Source organism: Arthrobacter sp. GW822-FHT05G07 (genome assembly GCF_058799755.1).
On sequence record NZ_JBXALT010000002.1, the window covers coordinates 375845 to 401479 of the forward strand.

Genomic DNA, 25635 nt, shown 5'->3' on the forward strand with positions numbered 1-25635 from the left:
GGCAGCAAAAAGCAGCCGGCCCTAAGCGGTAGCCGGCTGCCTTAAGTTCCCGAATTAGAGGTCGAATCCGCGGCTGCGGAAGTAGTCCATCCGGCGGTAGAGGGTGGAACGGCCAATCTGCAAGGCCACTGCTGCCAGGCTGCGGTTGCCATCGGCTTCCTGGAGGGCCGTGCGGAGCTCACTGAGCTCGGCGTCCTCCAGCCTGGACAGCCGCCCCTTGGTAAGGACCCTGTGGTAGCCCTGAGGAAGATCGTCCACAGTCACTTCGGCCCCGGCGGCACGCTCCACGGCATTCGACACGACGGCCCGCAGTTGATCGATGTTCCTGGGCCAATCCGCGTGAGTCAGGGTGGTGAGGAGACGGCGGGACAGTTTCCGGTCGCCCATCTCTGCGGCGATGGCAGAAGCAAGCGGTGGGATGTCTTCCCTGCGATTACGCAAGGGCTCCACCGAGATTTCCAGGACGTCGAATGCGTCCGAGAGCAGGAGGGTGGCATCCGTGGGGTGAGTGATAGTGAACGCCAGTTTGGTGGTGGTGTTGCCTCTCAGGTTACTGACCAGCTCGGCGGCTTCATTTTGGGAGAGTTCGTCGGCGTGTTCAACAACCAAAGTTGGCGGAAGCTCCGTGGACACGCGGTGAATCACGTCCCGAATTTGCGGATTCCTCAGCGCCCCAGTCCTCGCATCTACCACCATCTGCTCACCACGCATCGACGCAATGGCGCCGGCCAACCTGCGCTTACCGCTGCCCAGTTCACCGATCACTACCACTGAGCGTTCTTGCTCTACAGCTTTGCGGGCCAGATTCAGAGCACGTTTGAAACCCATGCTTGTCCCGTCCAAATGCTTCATGAGCCGGTTCGTAGTGTCCGGCAATGATGGTTCCGGTCTATTAGGGTCGCTGACGGACTCGGAAATGCGCACCTTCACAGGAACATGAGGACGGACAACCACGATGGCACCGACATTGGATGCAGAGAGCGTCACCGGTGAAACTTCAAGCGTGGAACGCCCGGGTCCCTGAAGCGATACCTCATAGTTCATTTCCCGACCGGAGGACATCACCGCTTTTGCGTAGCCCGAAATGATGGAGAAGTCGCTGTCCTCCAAGCTAGCGGTTGCGGAGGCATTGAGAAGGGAGTTCTTGCCATCCAAGGCAATCACGGCGCGATTGCCCCTGCGGCGCGAGACCGTCAAGTATTCGCTGAGCAGCGCCCGTTCCCTGGATGACGTGCGGACCTCGATGTCGCGTTCGATTCGGGATGCAACCCCCTCAAGCATCAGCAGGGTCGATGACGGTTCCAGCGCGGAGACCCTGTTGGCCGGCAACGTAAGACCGATAACAGCCCGGACCCGGTTGTGGAAGGGATCACGGACCAAGGAAGCGAAACACCAGTTGCCCCTCATGTCTTCGCGGAAGTGTTCCTCCGGTGCGAGCCAGACGCCCCGCCCTTCTTCCAGAGCGAGACCTTCTCCGTTGCTGCCGCAACTCTCTTCCAAGAGTGAATACCCTGCTGGAAAGCCGTCGTCGCGCAGGAAGTCTGCCTTGACGAGGACTCCGTTCGGGGCTGTGATGTTGACGTAGCCTCCCATGTCAGCTGCGACTTCATCCAATTTCTGCAAGTGCGGGCCCGCAGCACTGATGGTGAACTCGTCGACCCGGCCTTCATCAAAGAATCCCCGGTCCACCACAGCGTCGACGCCAGCCGCACGGCTTCTGTACCAGGAGCGTGCCACAATCGGCCGGATTCCGGTGAGGTCAGCGTGAGGCTGCATCAGGAAGAGTTCGCGCAGCCGGTCTGTTTGGCGCAGCGACTCATGGGGCAACCAAGGAGAAAGGACTTCAGCAGCGGCCATATCAAACACGTTCCTTCGTGGAGTGGAGGTTGTCAGGAGACGACGGCGGTGCCGCCACGGCGCGAAGCCAGCCACTTGCTTCCCCAGCCTCGGCCCTTAAGACGGAAAGCCTGTTGCGCGCGCCAGTTTGGGTCGTGGGCGGCGTCGTCTTCCAGCGCCCTGGCGCTGATGTATGCGGCCACCATGCCAGAGAGGCCACTGCCCAAAATGATGGTGCTCCCTTTGGCCCCCCGGCTCGAATCCTCTTTATCCATGACTCGTTCCTTCCGCTAAGGCGTTCAGACGGCGGAGCCAGCGGGTGCTGCTTTGCGCCACTTTCAGAGTACCTAACTAATGGTCGTTAGCCAAGAGTTTCTGTAGAGTTGGACTGAACTTCGAACGCCCTTCGCGTCACGATAAATGAGGCAGCGTCCACCCGACTGTTAGGGTCACATCATGAGCAGCACGTCCTACAAGTCCGCCCGCGACACGTTCGCGCACCGTCTGGAGGAATGGGATTGGGCTGGCCAAGGAGCATCAAGGCGGCACATCCTTGAAGCCTTTCTGGAGTTGGCCATTGCCAACGGATTCAACTCCGTATCGATGCGCACCATCGCCAATGCCGTCAACATCAAGCCGCCCAGCCTCTACTCGCATTTCCCGGGCGGACGGGACGAGATCGTCGCCGAATCGCTGCGCTGGCATTTCCACCGCTTCGGCCAAGCACTGTTGGAAGCCGTGGACCACGCGCAATCGGCCTCCGAATTTTGGGATTGCATGGTCCGGCTCCACTTCACCCGCCAGGTAAGACTCCCCGAAAGCAACCTCTGGGACCTCCTGGTTGCGACCGACAGGATGGCCAACATTCTCCCCAGCGAGCTGCGTTCACAGGTAGACGACTGGGTGGACCTCCACCAAAACATGTACGTCGCCGCCGCCGTTGACATGGGCTTTCCACAGGCTGAAGAACGGGTCAAAGTCGTCGTGACGCTCCTTGAAGGAGCCACCCGGTGGGCATCACCGGAATGCGACGATGCCGAGCTTGCTGAACTCACCGACCGGGCTGTCGTCCTGTCCCGTACGATTCTTGCGGCGGATTTCTAGCAGGAAGGTCAGGCGGGATGGCCGGATAGCTGTTCAGCAGGTCGTCGGTATCTATCGGCATCTCGTGCCCCGCCAAGCAGAATCGCCGGGAGTGGTAAATCATGGCCAATGCTTCGGAATGAGCGAGGGTTGGTCTCCACGTATCCATTGGTCGGTCTAAGTTCCGGCAGGCGCAGGTCTTCCTTCGCGGCCACAGCAACAACTTGAGAAAGACTCCGGAAGGAGTCGCTCAAAGTCATGTTCTCAGGACTACCCGGGCGTATGGAGTAGTGAGCGGCTAACCCTGGCCGCCATGCAGCCGGAATGGAAGTACGAACCTCGGTAAAGAGCAAACGGAGGGCCAACAGGTGGAAGGCCCGGGCGCGCAGTCGTCCGGGCGTTCGTTCCCTCCAAACCGGTGATGCCTCGATAGCTTCAGATGGTTTCTCCGGCGTCGGCCAGGAGCGTGCTGCCGGTCATGATGGTGGACAGGTCACTGGCGCAGAACAGCACGACGCGTGCAATGTCGTCCGGTGTTCCCAGCCGTCCCATGAGGCTGCCGGCCATGACCGCGGGGGTGCCGGAGTCCGGCGTCGGGCCGGCGTCCTCGGTTCGAATGCTGGTGGCTGCCGCCATGGTGCCCTCGGTGGGTACGAAGGTGGGGGCTACTCCCAGCACCCTGATTCCCAAGGGTGCGAATTCCAGCGCCATCTGCTTTGTCATGCCTCGGACAGCATGCTTGGAACCCACATAGGACGCTAGGCCGGGGGCTGTTCCCTCGAATCCGGCGGTGGAGATGATGTTGATGATCACTCCGCTGCCGTTCATGTTGCGTGCGGCTTCGCGGGAACCGTTAAAGACGCCGCGGGTGTTGACGGCAAACACCTTCTCCCATTCCTCATCCTGTGTTTCCAGGACCGGGGTGCTGGGAAAGATGCCGGCGCTATTGACCCATATGTCGATGCCTCCCAGCTCAGCTGCCGCAAACGAGGCGGCCTTGCGCACAGATTCCGAGGCTGTCACGTCCATGTCGATCCCAAGCGATCGGACTGGGAAGCGTGCAGCGATTTCTGCGGCAGCTTCCCGGGCGCGTTCGCCGTCGATGTCTGCGAGAAGAACGTCCGCCCCGGCTTCAGCCAACCGTAACGCGATGGCTTTGCCTAGTCCTTGGGCGGCCCCGGTGATGACAGCCGTGCGGCCGGTCAGGGAAAGCAAGTCACGGACAGGGGTGAGGGAAGCGTCGGCGAAGGCGGTGCTCATACAGACACCGCCGCATCGAGTTGATTGGCTTGGGCAACGCTCCCCAGCCAGGCGAGACTCGGTTTGGGTGTGCGGGTGAACGTTTCCCTGTCGACGGCGATCAGCCCGAAGGTGGGTTCCCAGTGACCCCATTCGAAGTTGTCCAGCAGGGACCAATGGAGATAGCCTCGCACATCAATCCCCTCGGCCATCGCCTGGTGCAACCCCTGGAGGGCCTCTGTGGTGTAGCGGATGCGCTGGTCGTCGTCGGCCGTGGCGATGCCGTTTTCGGTGACCATCACCGGCACGCCGCCGGTCAACGACCACGCGTGGCGCACTGCCATGGCGAGGGCATCGGGCCGGTAGGCGGTGCCCACCAGGGTGTTGTCCGGGTGGGCCGGGTGCGGCACCAGGCCGTTCACGGCCACTTCCTGGCTTGAATAGGCCTGCACGCCAACAAAGTCATCCCCGCGGCTGCCTTCCCAGTAAACGTCTTCCTTGCCGTAGCGGATTTCCAGGAGCTTCTCGTCCCCGCCTGGAGCGGCAGTGAGTGCGCCTGCGGCGATGGTCCAGCCGACCTTGGCCGTGGTGCGGGCGCGGACAATGTCGCGGGCAGCGCGGTGGATGGCTGTGAAGGCCCGCCCGATCTCCGGGTCGGCGTAGGTCAGGAAGTCGCTGTGCGTTTGTTTGGTCTCTTCGGTGCCCTCGACGGTGGGGCTTTGCCACTCGGCACCCTCGCTCATCTGCATGCGGCGCATGGCCGTCATGATGGCCGCCTGCATATTGGGTTCGTTCATGGTCACTACCCAGTCCACGCCGTCCAGGATGGTAGTGGCTTCTGTGACGTATCGCTGGAACTTTTCCGAAGCGTCTTCAGCCAGCCAGCCACCGTCGTTCGCGAACCACTGCGGAGTGGTGAAGTGCTGCAGGGTGACCACCGGGGTGACGTTCCGGGCGAAGCAGTTATCGATCATTCGGCGGTAATGGGCCAGTTCGGCCTTGGAGAAGGCTCCCGGGGCGGGTTCAATGCGTGACCACTCAAGGCTGAAACGGTAGGAGGTAAGGCCCGCTTCGGCCAGGAAGTCGATGTCTTCGCGGTAGCGGTGGTAGCTGTCGCAGGCGTCTCCGGAGAGTTCCATGCCTGGCATGGTCAATTCGCGTGCCCACCAGTCACTGTTGACGTTGTTGCCTTCGATTTGGTGCCCGGCGGTTGCCGCGCCCCAGAGAAAGTTGTCGGGGAAAGTGGTCATGGGTGTTCTCTACTTTCAGTAAGTCAGTACGTTCGGTGTGGTCTAAAGTGCCGGAGTCAGACCGCGGAAACAGCTTCGGGTTCGTGCACGGACGCGGGTGCGCTGGCGCGGAAGCGACCTGGTCCTGCAACGTGCTCGGAGCCGTCCGGAAAAACAACGCGGGCTTCTGTCCCGGCCGGGATGTCGGCATCGATCCGCAAGGTGTCGCCGTCGAGCTGCCAGTGGACACGGATGGTTCCGTGCGGCGATTCGTTCGTTCCCTTCGCCCATGTGATGCCCGGGGCCAAAGTCGGAGCGATCACAATGGAGCGCCATGCAACGGATCCCGCTGCCTGCTTCAGTCCCAGGGTGTGTTCATGCAGGAACCTGAGGACAGTGGCTTTGCTGTAGTGATTGAGGGAATCGTGCGCATGACCGTGCTCGTCGATCCCCTCCCACGACTCCCAAATGGTGGTTGCGCCCTTGTCCACCATGGATAGCCAGGACGGTGCCGTGCGCTGGAAAAGGAGCTCATGGGCCACGTCCGATCGTCCCGCTTCGACAAGCACGGGAAGCAGATCGCCGGTGGACAGGAAGCCCGTACCCAGGTGGGTTCCAGCCTCGCGGATCAGCTCAACCAAGCGCTCTGCCGCACGGCCACGCAACTCTACGGGAAGCAGTCCGAAGGACAATGCCCTGACATAGCTCGCCTGGGTGTCAGCGGCCGTGGTTCCGTCGTCCCGGAGGTAGGCCAGACGCCAGGCTTCACGGACGGATTCTGCGATGTTGGTGTACTTCGCCGCGTCCTCCGTTCGTCCCAAAACCTTGGCGATTCGTCCAAGGGTCGACGACGAGCGGTACAGGTACGCTGTCCCAACCTCTCCCTTGTCTTCCATGAACCAGGCCATGGGATTGTCTTGGACAGGGTCGATCAGGCGTCCGTCGGCGTCGCGCTTTTTGGGTTCGGTCCATTCGCCCCAGTGGAACGTGCCGTCCCACAGGTACTTCTCGTAAGGCTTGGGGGTTGCTGATGCTTTCACGCGTTCGTAATGGCGGGTTGTACGGGCCATCTCCAAGGCCCATTGGACCCACCGGACCATGGCATCCCAGTTTTCGGCCAGAACCGCTTCATCCCCGTAGGCCTCGTAAAGCTCCCATGGAACCGCGACGATGGCGTCTCCCCAACCGGCCGAACCGGTCATCATGGCAAACTGGTCATCCAGGTGATTTTTTATTTGCCGGCCATCGGGAGAGAAGTTGGCGATGCGCCCGTCCTCGAGTTGGTCGTCGCGGACGGATCTCAACCATTTGCGGCTGAACCCCAGCACGTCCCGCAGCCTGGTGGCTGTGGAAATAAAGACTTGGTAGTCGCCGGTCCATGCCAGGCGCTCTCGGGTGGGGCAGTCCGTGGGGACGTCCACCGCGTTACCGAGGAAGCTCCACTCCCCGATCCGGTGGAGGGCGTTGAGGTCCTCGTCGCTGCAGGAGAATTCACCGGTTCGCGGCAGGTCGGTGTGGACTACCTGCATGCTGATGTCGGCAGCATCCAACGGGGCCGGATCCCCGGTTGACGCCTCTCGGGTGATGCGGGCGTACTGGAAGCCGTGGACCGTGTGCCGTGGTTCAAAGACGGCACCGCCCTCCCCCGCTGTGACTTCGTCCCGTTGCGAGAAAATCCGTACGGGCTCCCCCGGCCGATGAGAATCCAGATGCGAGGTTGACAGGTCTCCGTCCGGGCCAAGGTGCTCGCCGTATTCAACGACCGTGCGCGTGCCACCGACACCAAGATCTTCAAGCCGAATCCAGCCAGAAGCATTCTGACCAAAGTCGGCGATCCAAACACCAGGCCGCAGTTCATTCAGGCTCTCAGCCGGGCGGGAAGCGATCACCCTGACCGGCGGCGCGGGTGACCATTCGATTCCCGGTGTAACTACCCGGTCCACCAAAACCGCCGACTGAACCGCGGACGGAAGCGAGAAGTCCACCGATTGCCCCTCCATCAGGTCCGCGCGGGTCGTGGAGGACGGTGCGCTGGTCCACGTGCCGTCAGTTCCGATCACGCGGTGGGAGCCATCCGCGAATTCGAGGTGCAGTTCAGCCCTGGTTCCCAGCTGGGTTCCCCATTGGGCAGGGTGCCGGAACGCCCCCACCTGTCCCCTGTACCAACCGTCTGACAGTTCGATTTCCAGCCGGTTCCGGCCCGAGCGGAGCAAGGACGTCACGTCTGCCGCTTGGGCATAGAGTGTGCGGTCGTACGACGTCGACCCGGGGGACAGTTCCGCTGTACCGGCCCGTTGACCGTTGATCGCGGCGGTGTAAACGCCCAACGCTGTGGCGTACAAGCGAGCCGAAGTCACCTCAACGGTGCCGCTCAGGTCCCCCAGGGCAAAGTCAGTCGCAAGAATGTGGGCGGGCCGCTGGCCGTATTGCTGATCCTCCCCTTCCGCAGGCGAAATCCACGAGGCCGACCAATCGGCGTCGAAAAGGCCCGCCTCAAAAGAGGACCACGCCGACCAGGTGGCTGCTGGTTCCGCACTGCGAACGCGCCAGGTCACCTGCTGCCTGCTGCATAACTCTGCCCAGGGCCAGGGAACAAAAAGGTGACCGGTGGTCCTCGCAAGGGGCTGCGCCACGCCGTCGACCGTTGCCTCCACCTCGTAGGCAGCTGCCGATATCCCGGCGGTGATTTTCCATGACAATCGCGGGGCCGGACCCGTGACGGGAAACTGATCTCCGCCGCTGTCTACCGTGAGCCCGAAAGGCATGGCTTCCATAGTGCTTCCTTCTTCCTTCTTAAGTGCTGTATCCATCGACGGCATCTAGCGGACGGACTTGACCTTGAGGGCGATAACCAGTCCGCCGAGGAGCGCCAGGACAGCGCCTGCCAGATAGAGGAAGGTGTAGTTCTTGTCGGTTCCGGTGATGCCAATGGTGATGATCACGGAGGCGATCAGGGGTGCCACGGCGCTGGGGATCTTCTGCGCAAAGGCCACTACCGCCATGTAGCGCGCTGTTTCCGTCCGGTTGGGCAGGATGGCGAAGATGATGGCCTGATCAACGGTTGCGAATACGGCGATGGCAGTCTGCATGAGGACCGCGCCGATGATCAGTTGAGGAAGAGACCAGGCGAACGCCTCAGCCAAGGCCCCTGCCACGAAAAGCAAGGCAGCGATGATGACGAAGAGCCGACGCCGCCTGAGCTTGTCCGAGAGGAACCCACCCAGTAAGGCTCCCGCTGCTGCCGCGACCACACCCAACATGCCAATCGTCGCTACAACTCCGGCGACCTCGCGGACGGGAAGTCCAAGGCGCTGCGCGTAGAAGAAGGTGCCAAAAGTGGTGTTGAAGTACAGGCCCATGAAGAAGACGAAGCGGCCCAACCAGTTCCAGGCGAAGTCGGGGTACTTCCGGACGCTGAAGCCGTAGCTGGACACTACCGAGCGGAATGTCACCTGCGAATCAATGACGACGTCCTTGGAGCTCCCCTCCGGCTTGATGAGCGGGAACAGCGCCAAAAGTACTGCACCGATGACGCCCGGGACCACGAAGACCAAGAGCGTGTTGGAGGAGACAGCGTAGGCAACACCAATGCCCAGAACGGGCGCGATCTGGGTCATGAGACCGGTCAGGGCTGAAACCCGTCCGCGCTGCGCTTCGGGCAGTTTGTCCGCCATCAGGTTCTGGATGGCGGCGCCGGAGATCGACCAACCGGACATGCCCAGGATCCATCCGGCTCCTACTATGAGCAGGTTGGGTGCCAGACCCATGACTACCAGGCCGGCCAGGCCTATGGCCGTACCCAGGAAGATAAACGGGCTGCGGCGGCCGAAGCGGGACCTCGTCCGGTCGCTCCAGATCCCCACGATCGGGCTGATGATCAGGTAGACCAGCTGGGCTATGCCCGTGATGAAGCCCAGCACTTGCTCCTGGCCAGGCGCGAGTTCGGTGATCCTGACAGCGATGCCGTAAGAGAGCGGCACCATCATGGCAATGGACGCTCCGAAACTGGCGAGCATCAGCCAGAAGATGTAACTCCTGCTGACGGGGGCCTGGGGCTCCTCCATCAGTTGGGTGCTCGGATCCGCTGTTGGGGGTTGGTTGCCAGGGACCGGCTGCGCGGCGGCGACGCCCCCGGCGAGGCTTGGGGCCTCGTGATTGTTCGTAGTCACCAATGACTCCTTCAAGAAAGTGGTCGCCCGCTGCCGGCATCCGCAGCATGGCCCTGCGACGACATCGTCGAACCAAGTAAATAGTAACCACTATGGTTACTATTCGTGAATAGTAGTCATGGTGGTTACAATTGACAAGACCCCCCGGAGAAATTGGCGTAGCTGAGGAAAGAAGGTTGGTACGGTGACAACAACTACCGAGCAGGCTACCGGGACAAAACAAGCGTCCCGCCGTCGCGGCCCGTACGCCACCACTCCGGCCAGGCGGGCGGAAATAGTCTGCGCCGCTTCGGCCAGCTTCGCCGAACATGGCTACGAACGGGCCAGCCTTAGGGATATCGCCGCACGTGCCAGCGTCACCCACGCCGCACTCCTCCGCCACTTCGCCACCAAGGACGAACTCCTGCTGGCCGCACTGGCCCAAAGGGACCTCGACGACGCCGACCTCGCCACCCGCATCATGGAATCAAAAGTTCCCCGCGAAAAAGTGTTGAGCAGCATCCTCCAGGAAGAGTTCGCCCACCCCGAGCACCTCCGGAACTGGCTCGCCATCACCATCGCCGCCACCAACCCCAACCACCCGGCGCACGACTTCTTCATCTCCCGGCGATTGAAGATGCGCGAGCACTTCACCAGCAAAAAACTGTCCACCACCGAAGACAGCCAAGAGCTAAGCGCCGACGACAAAGTCACCATGGTCATGGCCATGATTGACGGACTCCGCATCCAATTCCTCCTGGACCCCGAACGGGAAACACTCCACCTCATGGACACGCTGATGCGGTTCATTGCATCCCCTGATAGCACCTAAGGCAGGCTTACCGAAGCGGCTCAAAGTTCGAACCGCTCGGCTCTGCCCATGCGGCCGAGCTGGGAGGACAAATCCGTCCCAAGTTCCTCTATCGGCGGTTAAACCACGTGAGAATCTATTCAGAAGGCACCGACGTCCGCTTGACAGTTCGCCAAATGTCTCCATCTGCAACGGGAAAACGGGTGGGCTCGTTTCATCTCCATGCAAGACCACTACAATCTCATCAACCGCGCGGAAGAACGCGACATGTGGCTTCAATTTCTAAGAGCCCATAAAGAAGAGGCGGTAAGCTTCTTCCAAGCCGCTACCCCTCCTGAACACCCAAGCGACAGTTGGCAACTGCTGACAGGCCGTCTTCTTTCGCCAAGCCCGTCTCCCCAGGAAGACTGCAAGTGTACTGACCGTGGACCGTGTGACGCCCGTTAGACGCATCGGTGCCGCGAAGAGCAGGACCGATAGCCGTGGAGATCCACCTTGTCATGCATCTCGATTTGCGCGAACGCTCAGGAAGAACCGTATGGACACCTCCCGGAAGCGTGGTTCCTCTTGGGAGTGCTTCCCGTCGAAATTCTAGGTGTGTCTTGCGCTAACCGGGGAGAGGATGGGCCGCACTCCCCTGAGCAGGCGGGCTTAGATTGACGGAGTCTCCGTTATCGGCAGGCGCACGTGGAGCAAGGACACCCACCTACCGGCCGAGTTGAATTCTCATTGTCGTGAGCTTGCCCTAAAGAGCGAAACCTTGAGGGTGGCACACAAAAGAGTGCCAAGGGGACTGGAACGCAGCCTTGTAGGTGCGGCATCGAAGGTGTCCGGGTTATTCCTGCCCTGGGATGGGCGCCGGTTTCGTTCCCAGGAGTGTGTTCAGGCCCCAGCCGAGGATGGTGATGAAGATGATTGCTGCGGCCATTGAGAGCAGCTGTGCGGGGTTCGTCAGTATGCCGAGGCTGACGATAAGGGTTGTTGCGCCAGCCGGTGGATGGGGCTTGCGGACCCACGTCAATACCAGGGTGGTCAAGGCCACCGAGAGGGCCCCGGCCAGGAGGTGTGGTGGGGTCAGGCCAGCGGCGGGAACCGATGGGTCGTCCTGCAACCCGAAGCCGTAGAGGCACGCGGTGCCGGCCAGAAGCCCGACTCCTGCCCTATGAGTGCGTTGGATGGCCGGGAGGAATCCTCCTGCGGGGATTCGAAGAACAACATTACCGTTGGACCCAGGCTGGGGAACAGCCACGGGCTACGCAAAGCCAGCCCGACGGCGCCGCTGGCTGAGAGAACAACCAGTGACAGTATCGCTGCGTACAGGGCTGGACCTGGACGCCCGCCCGATTCTGTTAGCCGGGCGTGGATCGATTGCTTCGACATAAGGTCTCCTGCCGATCGTCAGAGTCCTGTTTGGTGCAGGCAAGGAACCGACCGTGCCCGGTTTAGTCCCGGGGATGTATGGCTTCATGGCCGCTGAGATTGATGACCTGCACGAGGGTCCACGGCGATCAAGGACTTTATTTTGCTGCGATGAGGGCTTGCGGGCTGCTTGTTTCATCCGTGTTTGCAGCCATTTGAGCTGGGTACTGGGAGTATCCCGCAATACACTTCGGGAGGCCTTCGCCGAACTTGGCGCTGAACGCTTGGTGGTCCGCCTTCCCAACCGCGGAGTTTTTGTGGCCGCCCCCGGCGCGGATGACCTTCGCGACTTCTACACGGTCCGCCGCGCAATTGAGGTGAGCGCCGTCCGGAACGGCGGCTCCGCCGTCCGGATCGCGGCCATCCAGGAAGCCGTGGCCGATGGACGGAAGGCGGTCAAAGCCAAGGACAAGGAGCGACTGGCAGATGCCAACCTCAGGTTCCACGGCGCCATCGTTGAGATGGCCGAAAGCCAGAGGCTCAATACCCTCATGAATCAAGTGCTCGCGGAGATGCGGCTGTTCTTCTTCAAAGAGCCCGTAAACGTGGAGTTCTACTCGCGGTATGTGGAGGACAACGAAGAGATCGCGAAGGCCCTGACTGATGGACGCTTCGACGAGGCAGCGTCCCTACTGAAGGCGTACCTGGATCGTTCGGAGCAGCACCTCTTCGAGATTTACGACGCGTCATAGTGGCCGGGGCCATGCGTCGATCCTCTCCCATCAGCTGGACCAGTTACTGATCCTCAACACGACCATCGGCAACCTGACGGCGAATCTCGTCCATGGTTGCGTAGATAGCAGAGGTTTGTGCGTGGGTGTGGAGAGGGTGCTCCAGCTTGCCTGCTTGAATCGCCTGACAAACCTCTCGAAGCATCGGAACATAGCCGAATCCTTGGCGGCTCGTCGTGACCACCTCGTCGTCGCGCTGCCCCCGTTCTAGGGGACGATGGATCGTGAATTCATTCGCATACCAGAAGCCGTTATCAATGGTGATCCACGCTTCGGAGCCCCCGATCATTGCGGCTGAGCCAAGCCAGTCAAGCATCGAGAACGCCAGTTGCGCGATGCGATCGTCGTCGTACCCGAGCATGGCGTGGCCGCGAAGATCGACACCGTCGGGCCGTGTTGTTCCAATGGCGCGAACCGAGGTGGGGGTGCCGAACAACATGTGCGCGAGCGTCACAGGATAGATTCCTTGGTCAAGGAGGGCGCTTCCACCAGGTTGCCACCTGCTCGAATCGTCTCTCGGGAAGGCCGCTCCGAAGCTGGCCTGCAAGCAGCGTACTTCGCCGAGAGCGCCGATGCGGATCATGTCTGCGAGCTTCCTGTGAAGTGGAGTGAACTTCATCCACATGGCCTCCATGAGGAACACCCCCGAGGCTGAGGCCATGGCAGAAAGAGCCTCGACCTCACGGGAGTTGAGACCCAGTGGTTTCTCGCACAGCACGTGCTTTCCGGCGCGGAGTGCCTCTGATGCGAGCGGGAAGTGCGTCACGTGCGGTGTGCCTATATACACTGCGTCGACGTCCGACCCGAGCATGTCGGAGAAGCGGGAGAATCTTCCGGCTATGTCATGTTCCTCGGCAAAAGCATCAGCGGACGCCTGGTGCCGCGAACTCACCGCGGTTACGCGAGCCTCCTCGACCATCGAAAAGTCCGCGGTGACTTGATGGCTGATGCCGCCGGTCCCCACGACGCCCCAGCGGATTCGGTCTTCCTGCAATGCCAACTCCTTTGGCGACGGGTGAACAGAACATCCCAATTATCAGTCGAAGGCACGACGCAGCGAGATTGCACTTGTGTATTCCGCGAATTCGGGAAAGTGATGACGAGGTGGATAGTGCAGTGAACCGGAGGTTGCGACCGCGTCATGGCGCCAGCGCATTCGGGGTTGCCATTCACAGGCAAAAGGTATTCATCCAACGAATATCGTCTATCAAAAAACGATTCTTCCCCAAATAGGTGACCTGCACCATTGTTGTTACAGGACCTGCAGATAATTGTCCGAGCAACCAGCACTTAGAAGGAATTCATCGTGGAAACTCCGCTCTCCCATCTTGCCCACCTCGAGATCACAACTCCGGACGTCGAAGCCTCGGCGAGGTTCTACGAGGAAAAGTTCGGCATGCGCATCATCGACCGCGTGGGTGGAAATGTGTACCTGCGCTGCTGGGGCGATTACTACCGCTACAGCCTGGTGATCACCGAAGGCCCTGAAGCATCGCTCGGCCGGATGGCGTGGCGCACCAACACCCACGAAGCCCTCGAGGCAGCAGCAGCCCGCGTTGAAGCAACTGGCGTGCAGGGCACGTGGACTGCCGGCGGTCACGGCTTCGGCAAGGCCTATGAGTTCACGGGTCCCTATGGACACCACATGCGGCTTTTCTATGACGTGGAGAAGTTCGTTGCCGAGCCCGGCTTCGAATCCACCTACCCGGACCGTCCCGAGCGCCGCAGCAGCCACGCCGCTGCACCGCGCTTCCTGGACCACGTCACGGTCGCTTCTTCCGACGTCCGGGGATTCGCCAAGTGGTACAACGAGGCCCTGGGCTTCCGTGTCATGGCGTTCGTGGACCTGGATGAGGCACCCATCACCGTCTTCTCGGTGTTGACCACTAACGAGAAGTCCCATGACCTCGGCGTCGTCTTGGACACCTCCAGCCGGGCCGGCCGTGTCAACCACATTGCTTTCTGGGTGGACGCCACCGAAGACCTGCTCCGCACCGCCGACGTCATGATGGAAAACGGTACCCCCATGGAATACGGCCCCTCCATCCACGGTGTGGGCGAGCAGAACTTCCTCTACTTCCGCGACCCGTCCGGGCTGCGCGTGGAACTGAACTCCGGCGGCTACCGCAACTACGTCCCGGACTGGGACGCCAACACCTGGAAGCCCTCGGAGGGCTCCAACAACTTCTACAAGAACGGCGCCATGCCACACTCCATGACCGAGTCCTTCCCGCCGGCCGAAGGTTTCACCGCCACCGAGGAAGGTGCTTCCGCCGAAATGAAGGAAGCCCTCCTGAACCCCTACGCACAGCAGGGCCGCGGCTAATGACGCAGCCACACTATGCACTGGTCCGCTTTCAGGAGGCTGGCGACACCAAAACAAAAGCTGGCCTTCTGGTGGGCGATCGGGTCCTCCCGTTGGACAGCGACATCAATTCCCTGATCCAGCACTGGGACACCACCGAGGCCGAGCTGGACTCACTGGCCGCCTCCGTTGGTGAGGGAACCGGGCTGGCGCTGTCCGGCGTCGAGGTTCTTGCCCCGGTTGAACCGGCGCAGGTCCTGCAGACCGGTGCAAACTACCGCAAGCACGTCGTTGACCTTGCGGTGGCGCACCGCGACGCCGGACAGGACGCAGAGGAAGTACGCGCCAAGACCGCAGCGATGATGGATGAGCGGGCAGGCCAGGGAACGCCGTACTTCTTCATTGGGCTCCCGACGGCGATCGCTTCGGCCACCGAGGACCTCACCCTGCCGTCCTACAGCAAGAGCCACGACTGGGAGTTGGAGCTCGCCGCTGTCATCGGCAAGGAAGCCTTCCGCGTCAGTCCCGAGGAGGCTCTCGAGTACGTCTTCGGCTACACCATGGTCAACGACATCACCACCCGTGAGTATGTCTTCCGCAAGGACATGCCGGCCATCGGTTCGGACTGGTACCGGGCCAAGAACGCCCCCGGCTTCCTGCCCACCGGTCCCCTGCTGGTGCCAGCCAAGTTCTTCGGTAACCCGCAGGATGTCCAGGTCACTCTCAAGCTCAACGGCAAGGCCATGCAGGACGAATCGACCCAGGACATGATCTTCGGGGTCGCCAAACTGGTCAGCGAAGCATCCCAGATCATGCCGTTGCGGCCCGGAGATCTGGTCCTGACCGGAAGCCCCGCGGGCAACGGCCAGCACTGGGGACGACTCCTGCAAGACGGCGACGTCATGGAAGGCACCATCACCGGACTGGGCACACAACTCATCCACTGCAAGGACGAAAAGTGACCGCAGAAGCCTCAGACGCTTCCCTGATCCAGCGTTCGGATCCGCTGGCCAGCATCGCCGCCGCCGCAGCAAGATACAACAACTGGGGCCGATGGGGCGAAGACGACGTCCTCGGGACACTGAACTTCATCGACGCCGGCAAACGCGTCGAGGCAGCGGCGCTGGTCACCACCGGCGAGGCGTTCTCCTTGTCCCAGCCTTTCGACACCAACGGCCCGCAGAAGGGGTGGCGACGCCGGACCAACCCCGTGCACACCATGACCGACACCGGGGTGGACGCTGAGCGCGGCAACCAAGGGTTCCCGCACGGTTTCGGCGGCGCGGACGACGTGATTGCCATGCCGTTGCAGTGCTCCACCCAGTGGGACGGACTGGGACACATCTTCGATCGCGGCAAAGCCTGGAACGGCAGGGCCGCCGGGGATGTAGTGACCTCGGAGGGTGACCTGGTCACAGGGATCGAAACCGCCGCGGCCAAGATCGTGACCCGCGGCGTACTCCTGGACGTTGGGCGCGCGCTCGGGCCGGAACTGGGACGGACCGACGGTGAACTGCCTGACGGCTTCGCGATCAACCCGGAACACTTGCAGCGGACCATTGATCGCCAGGGTGCCAGCGCGGCTGTTCGTCGTGGTGACATCGTGGTGATCCGCACAGGACAGTATGCCCGGGTCCGCCGCGACGGCTGGGGCGACTACGCCGGTGGATCCGCGCCGGGGTTGTCCTTCAGCACCGCTGCATGGCTGCACGCCTCGGAGATCGCCGGGATTGCAACCGACACGTGGGGCTTCGAAGTCCGGCCCAACGAGTTTGAGGGCGCTTTCCAGCCACTGCACCAGATCGCCATCCCCAACCTGGGGTTGTTTCTGGGGGAAATGTGGGATCCGGAAGCTCTGGCCGAGGCCTGCGCTGAGGATGGCCGCTATGACTTCATGCTGACCGCAGCACCGCTTCCCATCACCGGGGCTGTCGGCTCGCCGGTCAACCCCATCGCCGTCCGGTAGTCGGTCAATCAACGGGTTGGGCCAACGAAGGCCCAACCCGTCACAACAGCAGCACCGTTGGAAGTAACGCCGTCACACAAAGGAGCCATCAGATGGCAGCAGTACAGAGGCTCGGAATCGTCGGAGCCGGAGCCGCGGGGCTCACTGCCGGCATTCTCTTGGCCGACGCCGGCGTCGAGGTGGAAATCCTGGAGAAGGCCGTCGAGCCGCAAACCCTGGGTTCCGGCATCACCCTCCAAGGCAACGCCCTGCGCATGTTGCGCGAACTCGGCGTCTGGGAAGAAGTTGAGGCTAGAGGGTACGGGTTCAGCACCCTCGGCCTGCGCGCCCCCGACCCCGCCGGCACCGTGATCGCGGTCCTGGAGGACATCCGCACCGGCGGCGACGACCTTCCCGCCACCCTTGGAATGTACCGCCCGGACCTGACCGCCATCCTCCGCGAACGCGCCGGGCAGGCGGGCGCCCGGATCAGCTACGGCAAGACAGTTACCGACATTAACGACGACGGCGGCGGCGTCACCGTCAGCATTGCCGACGGTGCCACTACGCGCTACGACCTTCTGATCGGCGCGGACGGGCTTCATTCGGCTGTCCGCAAGGCGATCGGCATCGACGTCGAGCCCAAGCCCACCGGCATGGGCATCTGGCGGGCCTTCGTGGAACGCCCCGCGGACGTTGTCCGGACCGACCTGACCTATGGCGGCCCCTGCTTCATTGCCGGCTACTGCCCCACCGGCCCGGACACCATCTACGCCTACCTCGTGGAGAAGGCCCAGGAACGCCACCAAGACGACGGGCCCCACGTCATGGCAGAACTGGCCGCAGCCTATGGCGGCCCCTGGAACGAGATCCGCGCCAACTTGGACCACGGAGCGCGCATCAACTACACCTGGTTTACCTCGCATCTGGTGGACGGTCCCTGGAACCGCGGCCGCACCGTCATCATCGGCGACGCCGCCCACAGCTGCCCGCCGACGGTGGCCCAGGGCGCCGCCATGGCGCTGGAAGACGCCGCGGTACTCGCAGAACTCCTCATCTCTGCCGACCATCTCACCGAGACTCTGTGGAAAGAGTTCGCAGACCGCCGACTCGACAGGGCGACCGCAGTGGTTGAAGCGTCCGTCCAGTTGGGCCAGTGGATGTTGGACGGCGTCCGGGACGCCGACGTGCCCGGCCTCATGAACTCACTCTCCACCATGCTAAAGGAACCCGCATGAACGCCGCAGCCGCAAGCCAGCACCCCACCGTAGATGTCCACGCCCATGTCCTCATTCCGGCCCTGCAGCAGGCCGTCGCAGAGAATGATCCGGAAGGATTTGCGGCCCTGCAGGCTCTGGAAGTCCGGCGCAATGGCCCTGAGTCCATGGCTAACTCCGGCCTCATGATCAAGGAGCGCTGGCCACAACTGACGGACCTGAACCGCCGTCTGGAGGACATGGATTCACAAGGCGTGGATGTACAACTTGTCTCACCGTCGCCGTCCCACTTTTACTACTTTGCCGCCGAAGAGCTTTCCCTGACACTTGCCAAGCAGGCCAACGAGGCCGTCCGGGACTACGTCAACAACGCTCCCGAGCGGCTGAACGGGCTCGGGCTGGCGCCTCTGCAGCATCCGCACCTCATGGTCGAAGCACTGGACCATGCCGTCATGGAATGTGGCTTGCTCGGCGTGGAAATCGGTTCGTTCGCAGGGACGCCCGGCGACCCGGAGCGGACCACGGTAGAGCTCTCTGATCCGCGGCTGGAACCGTTCTGGAGCCGGGCCGAGGAACTGGGTACCATCGTGTTCCTGCACCCCTTCGGCTGCTCCCTGGACGAACGACTGGACCGTTTCTACTTGGCCAACACCGTCTCACAGCCCGCTGAAAACGCGGTGGCCCTGTCCCATCTCATCTTCAGCGGCGTGCTGGACCGGCACCCAGAGCTCAAGATCCTGGCCGCCCACGGCGGCGGCTACCTTCCCACCACCATCGGACGATCCGACCACGCCTGGAAAGTGCGCCCCGAGGCACAAAGGTGCGCCGAACCGCCGTCTTCATATCTGCGGAAGATCTTCTTTGACTCCCTGGTCCATAACCCCCGCGAGCTGCGTTCGCTCATTGAGGCATCGGGTCCCGGACAGGTGCTGCTCGGCTCCGACTACCCCTTCGACATGGGATCAGAGAGGCCCGTTGACGACGTGCACGCCGCCGGGCTTCCCGAGGCCGATACCGCCGCGATTCTCGCCGGCAATGCTGCCCGGTTGGGTATCACCGCCGCGGCAACGCTCACCACCCGCGCTACGACCCAAGGAGCCTGACATGGTCAAGATCGCCCGCTGGAATCACGACGGCGACACCCGGGAAGGATTCGTCGACGACGGCAACTGCTTCGCGTTGCCCGCCGGACGCACAGTCAACACTCTTCTAGCCGCAGGGCTGGAGGAGACACTCGTCATCGCCGCGGAAACTCTCCGCAGCGCCCGCCCGGTGACCCTGCAGGACGTGCAGTTGCTGGCACCGTTGGCACCATCAACCATCCGGGACTTCGTCGCCTTTGAGGAACACGTTGAAGGTGTCCGCAAAAGCATCGACGGCATAGCCGGCGTGGTGGCCGAATGGTACGAAGCACCCACGTTCTACTTCACCAATCCCCATACGGTGACCGGCACCGGCGAGGTGATAGGCATCCCCGCAGGCTGCGAGGACCTGGACTTCGAAACCGAAGTAGCTGCCGTCGTCGGCCACGTACTCGGCAGCGACGGCAGGAACCTGTCCGCGGCCGAGGCGCACCGCCACATCTTTGGCTACACCATTTTCAACGACTGGTCGGCACGGGACCTGCAGCGCCGCGAGATGAAGGTCAGCCTGGGTCCTTGCAAGGGGAAGGACTTTGCCAACACCCTGGGTCCGTGGATCGTCACCGCCGACGAGTTCGCACACCTTCACGACGACGAAGGCTTCCTGCCGATCTCCATGGCCGTGGAAGTCAACGGCGAGCCGATCGGCCAAGACCTGCTGTCCAACATGGGCTGGCCGTTCGCCGAACTCGTCGCCTACGCATCCCAGGACTCCGTGGTGCGGCCCGGCGACGTCCTCGGATCCGGAACATGCGGCAGCGGCTGCCTCGCCGAACTCTGGGGACGGTATGGTTCCAAGACTCCCCCGCCGCTAAAGACCGGCGACGTCGTGCGAATGACCGTAGAGGGGATCGGCACGATTGAGAACACGGTGGGCGGACGCCGCGACGCTGTGACGCGGGTGGCTGCACGTTCCCGGCCACGGAACAGGTCTGTCACTGAAGGATCGTCCGCTATCCGTTAAAGTGGCTCCAACGCTTGAATTCATCGGCGAGCAATGGCTAAGGATCTATTCCAAATCCTTAGCCATTGCTCGCCGATTTTTGGGTTGTAGGGGTATCCGTCTATCGACGTAGGTGAAGGCTCCGTACCGCCGCTGCGTCGAGGCCACCGCCCACATGAATTTCGAAGGCGCCTTCCTCTACGACGTAGCGAGCGTCGTTGTCCCAGAAGCCGAAGTCATTCCAGTCGAGTTCGAAAGACAGCGTCCGCGTCTCTCCGGGCTGCAAGCTGGTTCGAGTGAAGCCTTTGAGCCGCCGGACGGGCTGTGCAAGGGAGGCGACGAGGTCTCGAATGAAGACCATGGTGACCTCGTCTCCTGAGCGTGAGCCTGTGTTCGAAACTTCGATCTCAACGCCAACGGGTTGCCCGCTTTCAAGGTCCGACAATAAGATCTCCGGAGCGGAAAGCCTCGGTTCCCCGTACTCGAATGAGGTATAGCTCAGGCCATGACCAAAGGGAAACTGAGGGCCAAGGTCCAAGTCCTTGTACTTGGATGTGTAGTGGTCGTCTGTGTTGCCGGGGCCCATCAGAGCAACATCAACGGCACCGGCGTCGAGTGTTCCTGACACCCTTGCCGGACGCCCGGTGTTCTCGTGGTCGTAATAGATGGGTACTTGGCTGGAGGAACGCGGAAAGGTCATTGGTAACCTCCCGCCGGGATTCACCACGCCGCTCAATGCCCGAGCCACTGCCTTGGGCCCTTCCAGCCCAAGGTGCCAGGCCTCCATCACTGAAGGCGCCTCATCAATCCACGCACTTGTGACCAGCGGGCGTCCGTTGAACATGACCACAGCGAACGGTTTACCTGTCGCCGCAACGGCCTGGATAAGTTCTTCCTGCACCCCTGGGAGTCGAAGGTCACTCCGTGAACTGGCTTCTCCGGTGAGGGCTGACGGTTCACCGACGGCGACCACAACAACGTCGTAGTCATGAGCGTCACCCACTGCATGGGCGATCAGATCGGCCTCGCCTCCGAAGAAGCCGGTGCCTTCCCTCACCGTCAGCACCCATTCCGGGCACTCCCGCCGGATGGCGTCGGCCAAGGAACCGGCCGGCTCCGCGAAGGACTGGACCCAGGCTCCCAGATGGTCCGTGCTGTTGGCGTACGGACCGAGAAGCAGGATGCGCTTCGGCCCCGGGCCGAACGGCAGGACGGATTCATTCTTGAGCAGAACCAGCCCCTTTTCGGCAGCCTTGAGCGCTGCACTCCGGCTGGTATTCGTGGGGGATGTCACCTCGGATTCGGGCTCCCGGAAGGGATCATCGAATAGACCGAGGGCAACCTTGAGGCCGAGTACCCTGCGGACGGCGTCATTCACTCTTTCCAGGGGCAGGTCATCGTGGCCAAGGCGCGCATTGCCGTCGTCAGCAACAAGATTCCCACCCATTTCGATGTCAAGCCCGGCAGCAAAGGACTGTCTGAGGGCATCCTGGAGGTCTCCTGCGATTCCGTGGTCGAGGAGGTTCACCACGCCGTCGGCGTCGCCCACCACCGCGCCGGCGAACCCCAGTTCATTCTTGAGGATTTCGGTCAGGAGCTGCTGGTTGGCATGTGCCGGTCGACCGGAAACCGTATTGAAGGCTGCCATCACTGTGGCCACACCGGCATCCACTGCTGATCTGAATGGCTCAAGATAAACATTCCGGAGCCGCTGTGTGGACACATCCACGGTGTTGTAGTCACGCCACCTTCGGCCTGACCGTAGGCCACGAAGTGCTTTGCACACGCAAGGATGGAGTCGCGGTCCCGCAGAGAGCTACCTTGATAGCCGCGAACCTTCGCCGCACCGAACACGCTGTTGACGTACGTGTCCTCTCCGAAGCCCTCCACAACACGGCCCCAGCGAGGATCGCGGGACACATCGATCATCGGAGAGAAAGTCCAATTGACTCCCCCGGATGCAGCTTCCTGCGCTGTGATGCGGGCCTCGGTTTCAGCTGTCGTCGGATCGAAGCTTGCTGCCTGAGCAATGGGGACAGGGAACGTGGTCCTCTGTCCGTGAATCACGTCCAAGCCCACTAACAGTGGAATCCCGTGCGGAGTCTCTTCCCGGGCAATCCTCTGGAGTTCGTTGGTAGCTTCCGCGCTGCGAGGCCAAAAGACCGCACCGATGCCGCTCCGGACCAACTCCGCAGCGTCTTCCAACCGGGGCCGAAAGGCTATCTGGAGCTGAGCCAGCTTTTGTTCCCACGTCATCGATGCCATGAGACGGTGGATGACGTCCTCCTGAACCGGGGTTGCTGTCATTTGTGGGCCTTTCAGTGTCGAAGGGTGAGGGTCTTGTGGTCCGTTCCTCCACCTGGCACGGGCATGTAGGAAATTCGAAGCCTTTGCCGAACGGCAACCGAATGCGGTCCCTCAGTAAGGCCACCTGCCTTATCCACGGACACTGTGGCCACCTCCCCCATTTCCCAGCGATCATCAAAGACGCCGGGCAGGTCTGTCAGCCTGTACGTATTCCCGTGGACCGTCAGGGACACTGAAGCGCTCGAGGAAGTTTCGCCGTCGACAGTCACCTCGATGTCCTCCACCATGGAGAGCCCTAGACCGCGGTAGTACGGAAGGCGCACGCCAAGCTGGAAGCCCGTGACATCGTCGTCATCCCCTGTAGTCCTCAGGGTGTCCTCAACGATGATGTATTTATCGAACATTGCTGACTCCCTCGGCGAAAACGCCGTTGCTTTGCGTTACTCCGGCGTCGAGCGTTGTTTCTTCACCCAGCAGGCGCTGGAACATGCGGTGCTGCCGGCGGACCTGTTCCACGCTGTCTACCTCCACGATGTCCTGGATATGCCGGTTGCCTTCATACTCGCTGGACAGATATCCGTCATAGCCGCCTTCAATGAGCACGGGAATGATCTTGTGGTACGGGATGCTGTATTCCGCCCCGTCGTCTGTCATCTCGTAGAACTTCGCTTGGATGTGATGGATCAGCGGCATGTGATCCAGCATCACGCGTGGTTCATTCCATGTGAGGAAGGTTGAGAGGCGGGCAATTCCTTGCTCTACAGGGTTCGCGCCCATGTAATTGAAGGTGTCCATGAGGCCATGCACGTCCCCGCGGTTGTTGTAGGTCTCCACTGCGAGCTCAACGAACTTCGGCCGGGCACCGTCGCGCAGCGCGCGCTCGGACATTACCCGTGGGAACCGTTCCACGAAGGTACCCATGTCCGGCATGAACCCCAGAGCTGGAGACTGCAGGCGATGCATCACTTCCAAGTGCCGGAGAATCCACGGATGCTCGTAGTGGAACGGTGCATGGACCTCCAAGAGCAGCTTCAGCCCCAGCTTTTCGGCATACGAGGCACAAGCCTCCATGACCTCCGGTGGTGTGTTGATGATGGCGCGGACGAACTGCGCGCCGAGCCGTTTCGCAATGTCCAGGTCTTCGCGAACGGACTCGGTCATTTCAGCGAGTGTCATCACCCGTCCGGGGTATCGCTTCGTGTCGAGGAACAGGTCCGTGGCTACCGTGGTGGTGCCGTACTTTTCCATCCACTCATCCCAGTCCCGGTAGAACGCTTCCCCCGGGTGTGGGTAACCGGTCATCGACTGTTCCGGGATGATTTCGACGCCGAATGCTCCAATGGACCCGGCCTCACTGACACAGTCCTCAAGGGTCATTTTCTTGAGAAAGCATTCTTCCTGGTAACTGTAAAAACTGACTCCACGCTTAATTTGATGGGCGGTATTCAACACCCAGCTCCTCGTGTTTGGCGCGCTTCTGCGCGACATCTCGCACCGACCTACGACGGGCGTATTCCCACGCTACTGTCGTGTCCACGCAAAGGGCAGTGCTGGAAAGATCACGAACACCGATGCTGCTCATCAATAGATCGAATGCCCACAATCGTCCTGCGCGCCGTCGCAACCGGTACCGTCAATTCAGGTGCCTGCATCGCTTAGTACGCTTCGTGCGTTGATGCTCCCGGGCACTGTGCCTCCGGTCCCATCACCCGAGCACTGAGTAATCCGCGAAGGATTCCCATGGAAATCGCATCCGACAAAGCACACCAAGCCTTCGATGTCGTTATCGTCGGCAGTGGCCCTGCGGGCGCCGCTTATGCCCGCGTCCTGCATGAAGAAGCCCCACAGCTCCGGGTATTGATGGTTGAAGCTGGCCCTTTACTGTCCGAGCAACCGGGCTTGCATGTGAAGAACTTGCCTGACCCGGCCGCAAGAGCGGCGGCCCAGGTGGCCTCTCAGGGTCCGATGACATCCCTGAATCCGGAAACACCCACACCAGGTCCAGGCCGGCCGGGAACCTTCCTGCTGCGTCCCGACGAGTTCGCTCCCCTCGCTGGCATGCCGGCAGCGGCCATGTCCAGCAACGTCGGAGGCATGGGCGCGCACTGGACCTGCGCCTGCCCGAGGCCTGGGGAATCTGAACGGATCGCGTTCCTGGACGATGGCACGTTGGACGCAGCCCTTTCCGAGGCAGAGCGGCTCCTGTCTGTCACTGCGTTGGCGTTCGAGGGTGCACCGTTTTCCGCCGAAGTCCGCCAGCGACTGGCCGGGGAGTTTCACCGCACCGGATCCACGGCCATCCAGTCGATGCCGCTGGCCGTGCAAAAGCTTCCTGATGGAACCATCACATGGTCAGGGACCGACGTCGTCCTTGGCCCGCTGGCCGGACCGGCGACCCGCGGCGACCGCTTCGAACTCCGCGACCGGACCCTTTGCCGACGGGTTCTGATCGACGACGGCCGCGTTACCGGAGTAGCACTCAAAAACCTCACCACGGGGATTGAATACACCACATCAGCGCCGGTTGTTGTTGTCGCAGCGGACGCCCTCCGCACGCCGCAGGTGCTGTTTGCCTCCGGCATCCGGCTCCGCGCTCTCGGCCGCTACCTGAACGACCAGCCGCAAGTGGTCAGCGCCGTCCGGTTGCCCACCGACACGGTGGCGGACGAAGACGGCGATCCAGTGGTGGGCGCAGCGCGCCACAGCGGCGTTTCCTGGGTTCCCTACACGGACCACGAGCCGTTCCACGGCCAGGTCATGCAGCTCGATGCATCTCCCATTCCCTTGGCCGACGACGACCCGGTAGTCCCAGGATCCATCATTGGTCTGGGCTGGTTCTGTGCCACCGAGACCGTTGAAGAGAATCGCGTGGAATTCGACGAAGATGCCCTGGACCACTATGGGATGCCCGGCATGAGAATCCAGTACAGCCTCACGTGGAAGGACTTGCGGGTCATTGACCACGCGAAGCAGGCTGTCACACGCGCCGGCAAAGCCTTGGGAACGTTTCTGGATGACAGGCCGCCCTTCCTGCTACCGGCAGGGTCCTCGCTCCACTACCAAGGGTCCGTGCGTATGGGCCAGTACGACGACGGTCGCTCCGTTTGCGGCCCGGACAGCCAAGTTTGGGGTACCGACGGTTTATACGTTGCCGGCAACGGAGTCATCCCAACGTCCACGGCGTGCAATCCAACCCTGACCTCTGTGGGGTTGGCAGTTCTGGGTGCTCGCGCGATCTCTAACCGCTTGAGTTGAACGCAGACAAGAAGAAGGGCGGTAC

Annotated in this window: 21 protein-coding genes and 1 pseudogene; 10 read left to right on the plus strand and 12 right to left on the minus strand. The window is 61.9% G+C overall.

Going from position 1 to position 25635, the window contains the following annotated elements; all coding sequences use genetic code 11:
* Window positions 1-54: 54 nt before the first annotated feature.
* Window positions 55-1857, minus strand: a complete 1803-nt coding sequence (locus AC1RJY_RS04535; RefSeq protein WP_014921495.1) for a sigma-54-dependent Fis family transcriptional regulator — start codon at window positions 1855-1857, stop codon at window positions 55-57.
* 32 nt (window positions 1858-1889) lie between these two features.
* The gene (locus tag AC1RJY_RS04540) at window positions 1890-2111 is read right to left on the minus strand and encodes a hypothetical protein (protein ID WP_498601539.1); all 222 of its coding nucleotides are present in this window, start codon (window positions 2109-2111) and stop codon (window positions 1890-1892) included.
* A 181-nt stretch (window positions 2112-2292) separates the two neighbouring features.
* On the opposite strand from AC1RJY_RS04540, the gene AC1RJY_RS04545 reads away from it, so the two are divergent.
* A complete protein-coding gene (locus AC1RJY_RS04545) occupies window positions 2293-2940 on the plus strand; it encodes a TetR/AcrR family transcriptional regulator (RefSeq protein WP_498601541.1) in 648 nt (215 codons plus the stop codon).
* 414 nt (window positions 2941-3354) lie between these two features.
* On the opposite strand, the gene AC1RJY_RS04550 is transcribed toward AC1RJY_RS04545, so the two are convergent.
* The 4 genes from AC1RJY_RS04550 to AC1RJY_RS04565 are packed head-to-tail and all read right to left on the minus strand — an operon-like array spanning window position 3355 to window position 9556.
* On the minus strand, window positions 3355-4179 hold the full coding sequence (locus AC1RJY_RS04550; RefSeq protein ID WP_498601542.1) for an SDR family NAD(P)-dependent oxidoreductase: 825 nt from the start codon (window positions 4177-4179) through the stop codon (window positions 3355-3357).
* Window positions 4176-5408: a glycoside hydrolase family 1 protein gene (locus AC1RJY_RS04555; RefSeq protein ID WP_498601544.1), complete on the minus strand. Its 1233-nt coding sequence runs from the start codon at window positions 5406-5408 to the stop codon at window positions 4176-4178. Before AC1RJY_RS04555 ends, AC1RJY_RS04550 begins: the two co-directional genes overlap by 4 nt.
* Window positions 5409-5464: 56 nt before the next feature.
* The gene (locus AC1RJY_RS04560; RefSeq protein ID WP_498601545.1) at window positions 5465-8197 is read right to left on the minus strand and encodes a family 78 glycoside hydrolase catalytic domain; all 2733 of its coding nucleotides are present in this window, start codon (window positions 8195-8197) and stop codon (window positions 5465-5467) included.
* Between the two features lie 9 nt (window positions 8198-8206).
* On the minus strand, window positions 8207-9556 hold the full coding sequence (locus AC1RJY_RS04565) for an MFS transporter (protein ID WP_498601546.1): 1350 nt from the start codon (window positions 9554-9556) through the stop codon (window positions 8207-8209).
* A 184-nt stretch (window positions 9557-9740) separates the two neighbouring features.
* Here AC1RJY_RS04565 and AC1RJY_RS04570 point away from each other — a divergent pair, with 184 nt between their 5' ends.
* The gene (locus AC1RJY_RS04570) at window positions 9741-10367 is read left to right on the plus strand and encodes a TetR/AcrR family transcriptional regulator (RefSeq protein ID WP_498601547.1); all 627 of its coding nucleotides are present in this window, start codon (window positions 9741-9743) and stop codon (window positions 10365-10367) included.
* 814 nt (window positions 10368-11181) lie between these two features.
* Here AC1RJY_RS04570 and AC1RJY_RS04575 read toward each other — a convergent pair.
* Entirely contained in the window at window positions 11182-11595 is a 414-nt protein-coding gene (locus AC1RJY_RS04575) for an HPP family protein (protein WP_498601549.1), read from the minus strand.
* Between the two features lie 184 nt (window positions 11596-11779).
* Here AC1RJY_RS04575 and AC1RJY_RS04580 point away from each other — a divergent pair, with 184 nt between their 5' ends.
* Complete coding sequence (locus AC1RJY_RS04580) at window positions 11780-12457, plus strand: GntR family transcriptional regulator (RefSeq protein ID WP_498601551.1); 678 nt, start codon at window positions 11780-11782, stop codon at window positions 12455-12457.
* Window positions 12458-12500: 43 nt separating this feature from the next.
* On the opposite strand, the gene AC1RJY_RS04585 is transcribed toward AC1RJY_RS04580, so the two are convergent.
* Window positions 12501-13490 (minus strand): Gfo/Idh/MocA family protein, encoded by a 990-nt coding sequence (locus AC1RJY_RS04585; RefSeq protein WP_498601552.1) that lies wholly within the window; start codon window positions 13488-13490, stop codon window positions 12501-12503.
* A 312-nt stretch (window positions 13491-13802) separates the two neighbouring features.
* Between AC1RJY_RS04585 and AC1RJY_RS04590 the strand changes: the two genes are divergently transcribed.
* From AC1RJY_RS04590 to AC1RJY_RS04615, 6 genes are all read left to right on the plus strand, one after another.
* Window positions 13803-14822, plus strand: coding sequence for a VOC family protein (locus tag AC1RJY_RS04590; RefSeq protein WP_498601554.1), 1020 nt, complete (start codon window positions 13803-13805; stop codon window positions 14820-14822).
* Window positions 14822-15763 carry a fumarylacetoacetate hydrolase family protein gene (locus AC1RJY_RS04595; RefSeq protein WP_498601556.1) on the plus strand — a complete coding sequence of 314 codons (942 nt, stop codon included), beginning with the start codon at window positions 14822-14824 and terminating at the stop codon, window positions 15761-15763. Before AC1RJY_RS04590 ends, AC1RJY_RS04595 begins: the two co-directional genes overlap by 1 nt.
* Complete coding sequence (locus tag AC1RJY_RS04600; RefSeq protein ID WP_498601558.1) at window positions 15760-16767, plus strand: cyclase family protein; 1008 nt, start codon at window positions 15760-15762, stop codon at window positions 16765-16767. The genes AC1RJY_RS04595 and AC1RJY_RS04600 overlap by 4 nt, the downstream gene beginning before the upstream one ends.
* Window positions 16768-16859: 92 nt before the next feature.
* A complete protein-coding gene (locus AC1RJY_RS04605; protein ID WP_498601559.1) occupies window positions 16860-17984 on the plus strand; it encodes an FAD-dependent monooxygenase in 1125 nt (374 codons plus the stop codon).
* Complete coding sequence (locus AC1RJY_RS04610) at window positions 17981-19066, plus strand: amidohydrolase family protein (RefSeq protein WP_498601560.1); 1086 nt, start codon at window positions 17981-17983, stop codon at window positions 19064-19066. The genes AC1RJY_RS04605 and AC1RJY_RS04610 overlap by 4 nt, the downstream gene beginning before the upstream one ends.
* Before the next feature lies 1 nt (window position 19067).
* Window positions 19068-20069, plus strand: coding sequence for a fumarylacetoacetate hydrolase family protein (locus AC1RJY_RS04615; protein ID WP_498601562.1), 1002 nt, complete (start codon window positions 19068-19070; stop codon window positions 20067-20069).
* Window positions 20070-20169: 100 nt separating this feature from the next.
* Here the strand turns inward: AC1RJY_RS04615 and AC1RJY_RS04620 are convergent, their stop codons facing one another.
* From AC1RJY_RS04620 to AC1RJY_RS04635, 4 genes and pseudogenes are all read right to left on the minus strand, one after another.
* Complete coding sequence (locus AC1RJY_RS04620) at window positions 20170-20409, minus strand: fibronectin type III-like domain-contianing protein (RefSeq protein ID WP_498601686.1); 240 nt, start codon at window positions 20407-20409, stop codon at window positions 20170-20172.
* Between the two features lie 192 nt (window positions 20410-20601).
* Window positions 20602-22355: pseudogene (locus AC1RJY_RS04625) on the minus strand (glycoside hydrolase family 3 N-terminal domain-containing protein); the annotation flags it as partial.
* Window positions 22356-22366: 11 nt separating this feature from the next.
* Window positions 22367-22759 carry a C-glycoside deglycosidase beta subunit domain-containing protein gene (locus tag AC1RJY_RS04630; RefSeq protein ID WP_498601563.1) on the minus strand — a complete coding sequence of 131 codons (393 nt, stop codon included), beginning with the start codon at window positions 22757-22759 and terminating at the stop codon, window positions 22367-22369.
* The gene (locus AC1RJY_RS04635) at window positions 22749-23732 is read right to left on the minus strand and encodes a TIM barrel protein (protein WP_498601565.1); all 984 of its coding nucleotides are present in this window, start codon (window positions 23730-23732) and stop codon (window positions 22749-22751) included. The genes AC1RJY_RS04630 and AC1RJY_RS04635 overlap by 11 nt, the downstream gene beginning before the upstream one ends.
* Window positions 23733-24095: 363 nt before the next feature.
* Here AC1RJY_RS04635 and AC1RJY_RS04640 point away from each other — a divergent pair, with 363 nt between their 5' ends.
* Window positions 24096-25610 (plus strand): GMC oxidoreductase, encoded by a 1515-nt coding sequence (locus tag AC1RJY_RS04640; protein ID WP_498601566.1) that lies wholly within the window; start codon window positions 24096-24098, stop codon window positions 25608-25610.
* Window positions 25611-25635: the final 25 nt, after the last annotated feature.

Excerpts from the sequence above, each read along its gene's own strand:
- AC1RJY_RS04550 (WP_498601542.1), bottom strand. The coding sequence starts at position 4,179 with ATGAGCACCGCCTTCGCCGACGCTTCCCTCACCCCTGTCCGTGACTTG.
- AC1RJY_RS04635 (WP_498601565.1), bottom strand. The coding sequence starts at position 23,732 with ATGACCCTTGAGGACTGTGTCAGTGAGGCCGGGTCCATTGGAGCATTC.
- AC1RJY_RS04605 (WP_498601559.1), top strand. The coding sequence starts at position 16,860 with ATGGCAGCAGTACAGAGGCTCGGAATCGTCGGAGCCGGAGCCGCGGGG.
- AC1RJY_RS04610 (WP_498601560.1), top strand. The coding sequence starts at position 17,981 with ATGAACGCCGCAGCCGCAAGCCAGCACCCCACCGTAGATGTCCACGCC.
- AC1RJY_RS04555 (WP_498601544.1), bottom strand. The coding sequence starts at position 5,408 with ATGACCACTTTCCCCGACAACTTTCTCTGGGGCGCGGCAACCGCCGGG.
- AC1RJY_RS04620 (WP_498601686.1), bottom strand. The coding sequence starts at position 20,409 with ATGGTCTTCATTCGAGACCTCGTCGCCTCCCTTGCACAGCCCGTCCGG.
- AC1RJY_RS04545 (WP_498601541.1), top strand. The coding sequence starts at position 2,293 with ATGAGCAGCACGTCCTACAAGTCCGCCCGCGACACGTTCGCGCACCGT.
- AC1RJY_RS04630 (WP_498601563.1), bottom strand. The coding sequence starts at position 22,759 with ATGTTCGATAAATACATCATCGTTGAGGACACCCTGAGGACTACAGGG.
- AC1RJY_RS04595 (WP_498601556.1), top strand. The coding sequence starts at position 14,822 with ATGACGCAGCCACACTATGCACTGGTCCGCTTTCAGGAGGCTGGCGAC.
- AC1RJY_RS04535 (WP_014921495.1), bottom strand. The coding sequence starts at position 1,857 with ATGGCCGCTGCTGAAGTCCTTTCTCCTTGGTTGCCCCATGAGTCGCTG.
- AC1RJY_RS04560 (WP_498601545.1), bottom strand. The coding sequence starts at position 8,197 with ATGGATACAGCACTTAAGAAGGAAGAAGGAAGCACTATGGAAGCCATG.
- AC1RJY_RS04615 (WP_498601562.1), top strand. The coding sequence starts at position 19,068 with ATGGTCAAGATCGCCCGCTGGAATCACGACGGCGACACCCGGGAAGGA.
- AC1RJY_RS04540 (WP_498601539.1), bottom strand. The coding sequence starts at position 2,111 with ATGGATAAAGAGGATTCGAGCCGGGGGGCCAAAGGGAGCACCATCATT.
- AC1RJY_RS04640 (WP_498601566.1), top strand. The coding sequence starts at position 24,096 with ATGGAAATCGCATCCGACAAAGCACACCAAGCCTTCGATGTCGTTATC.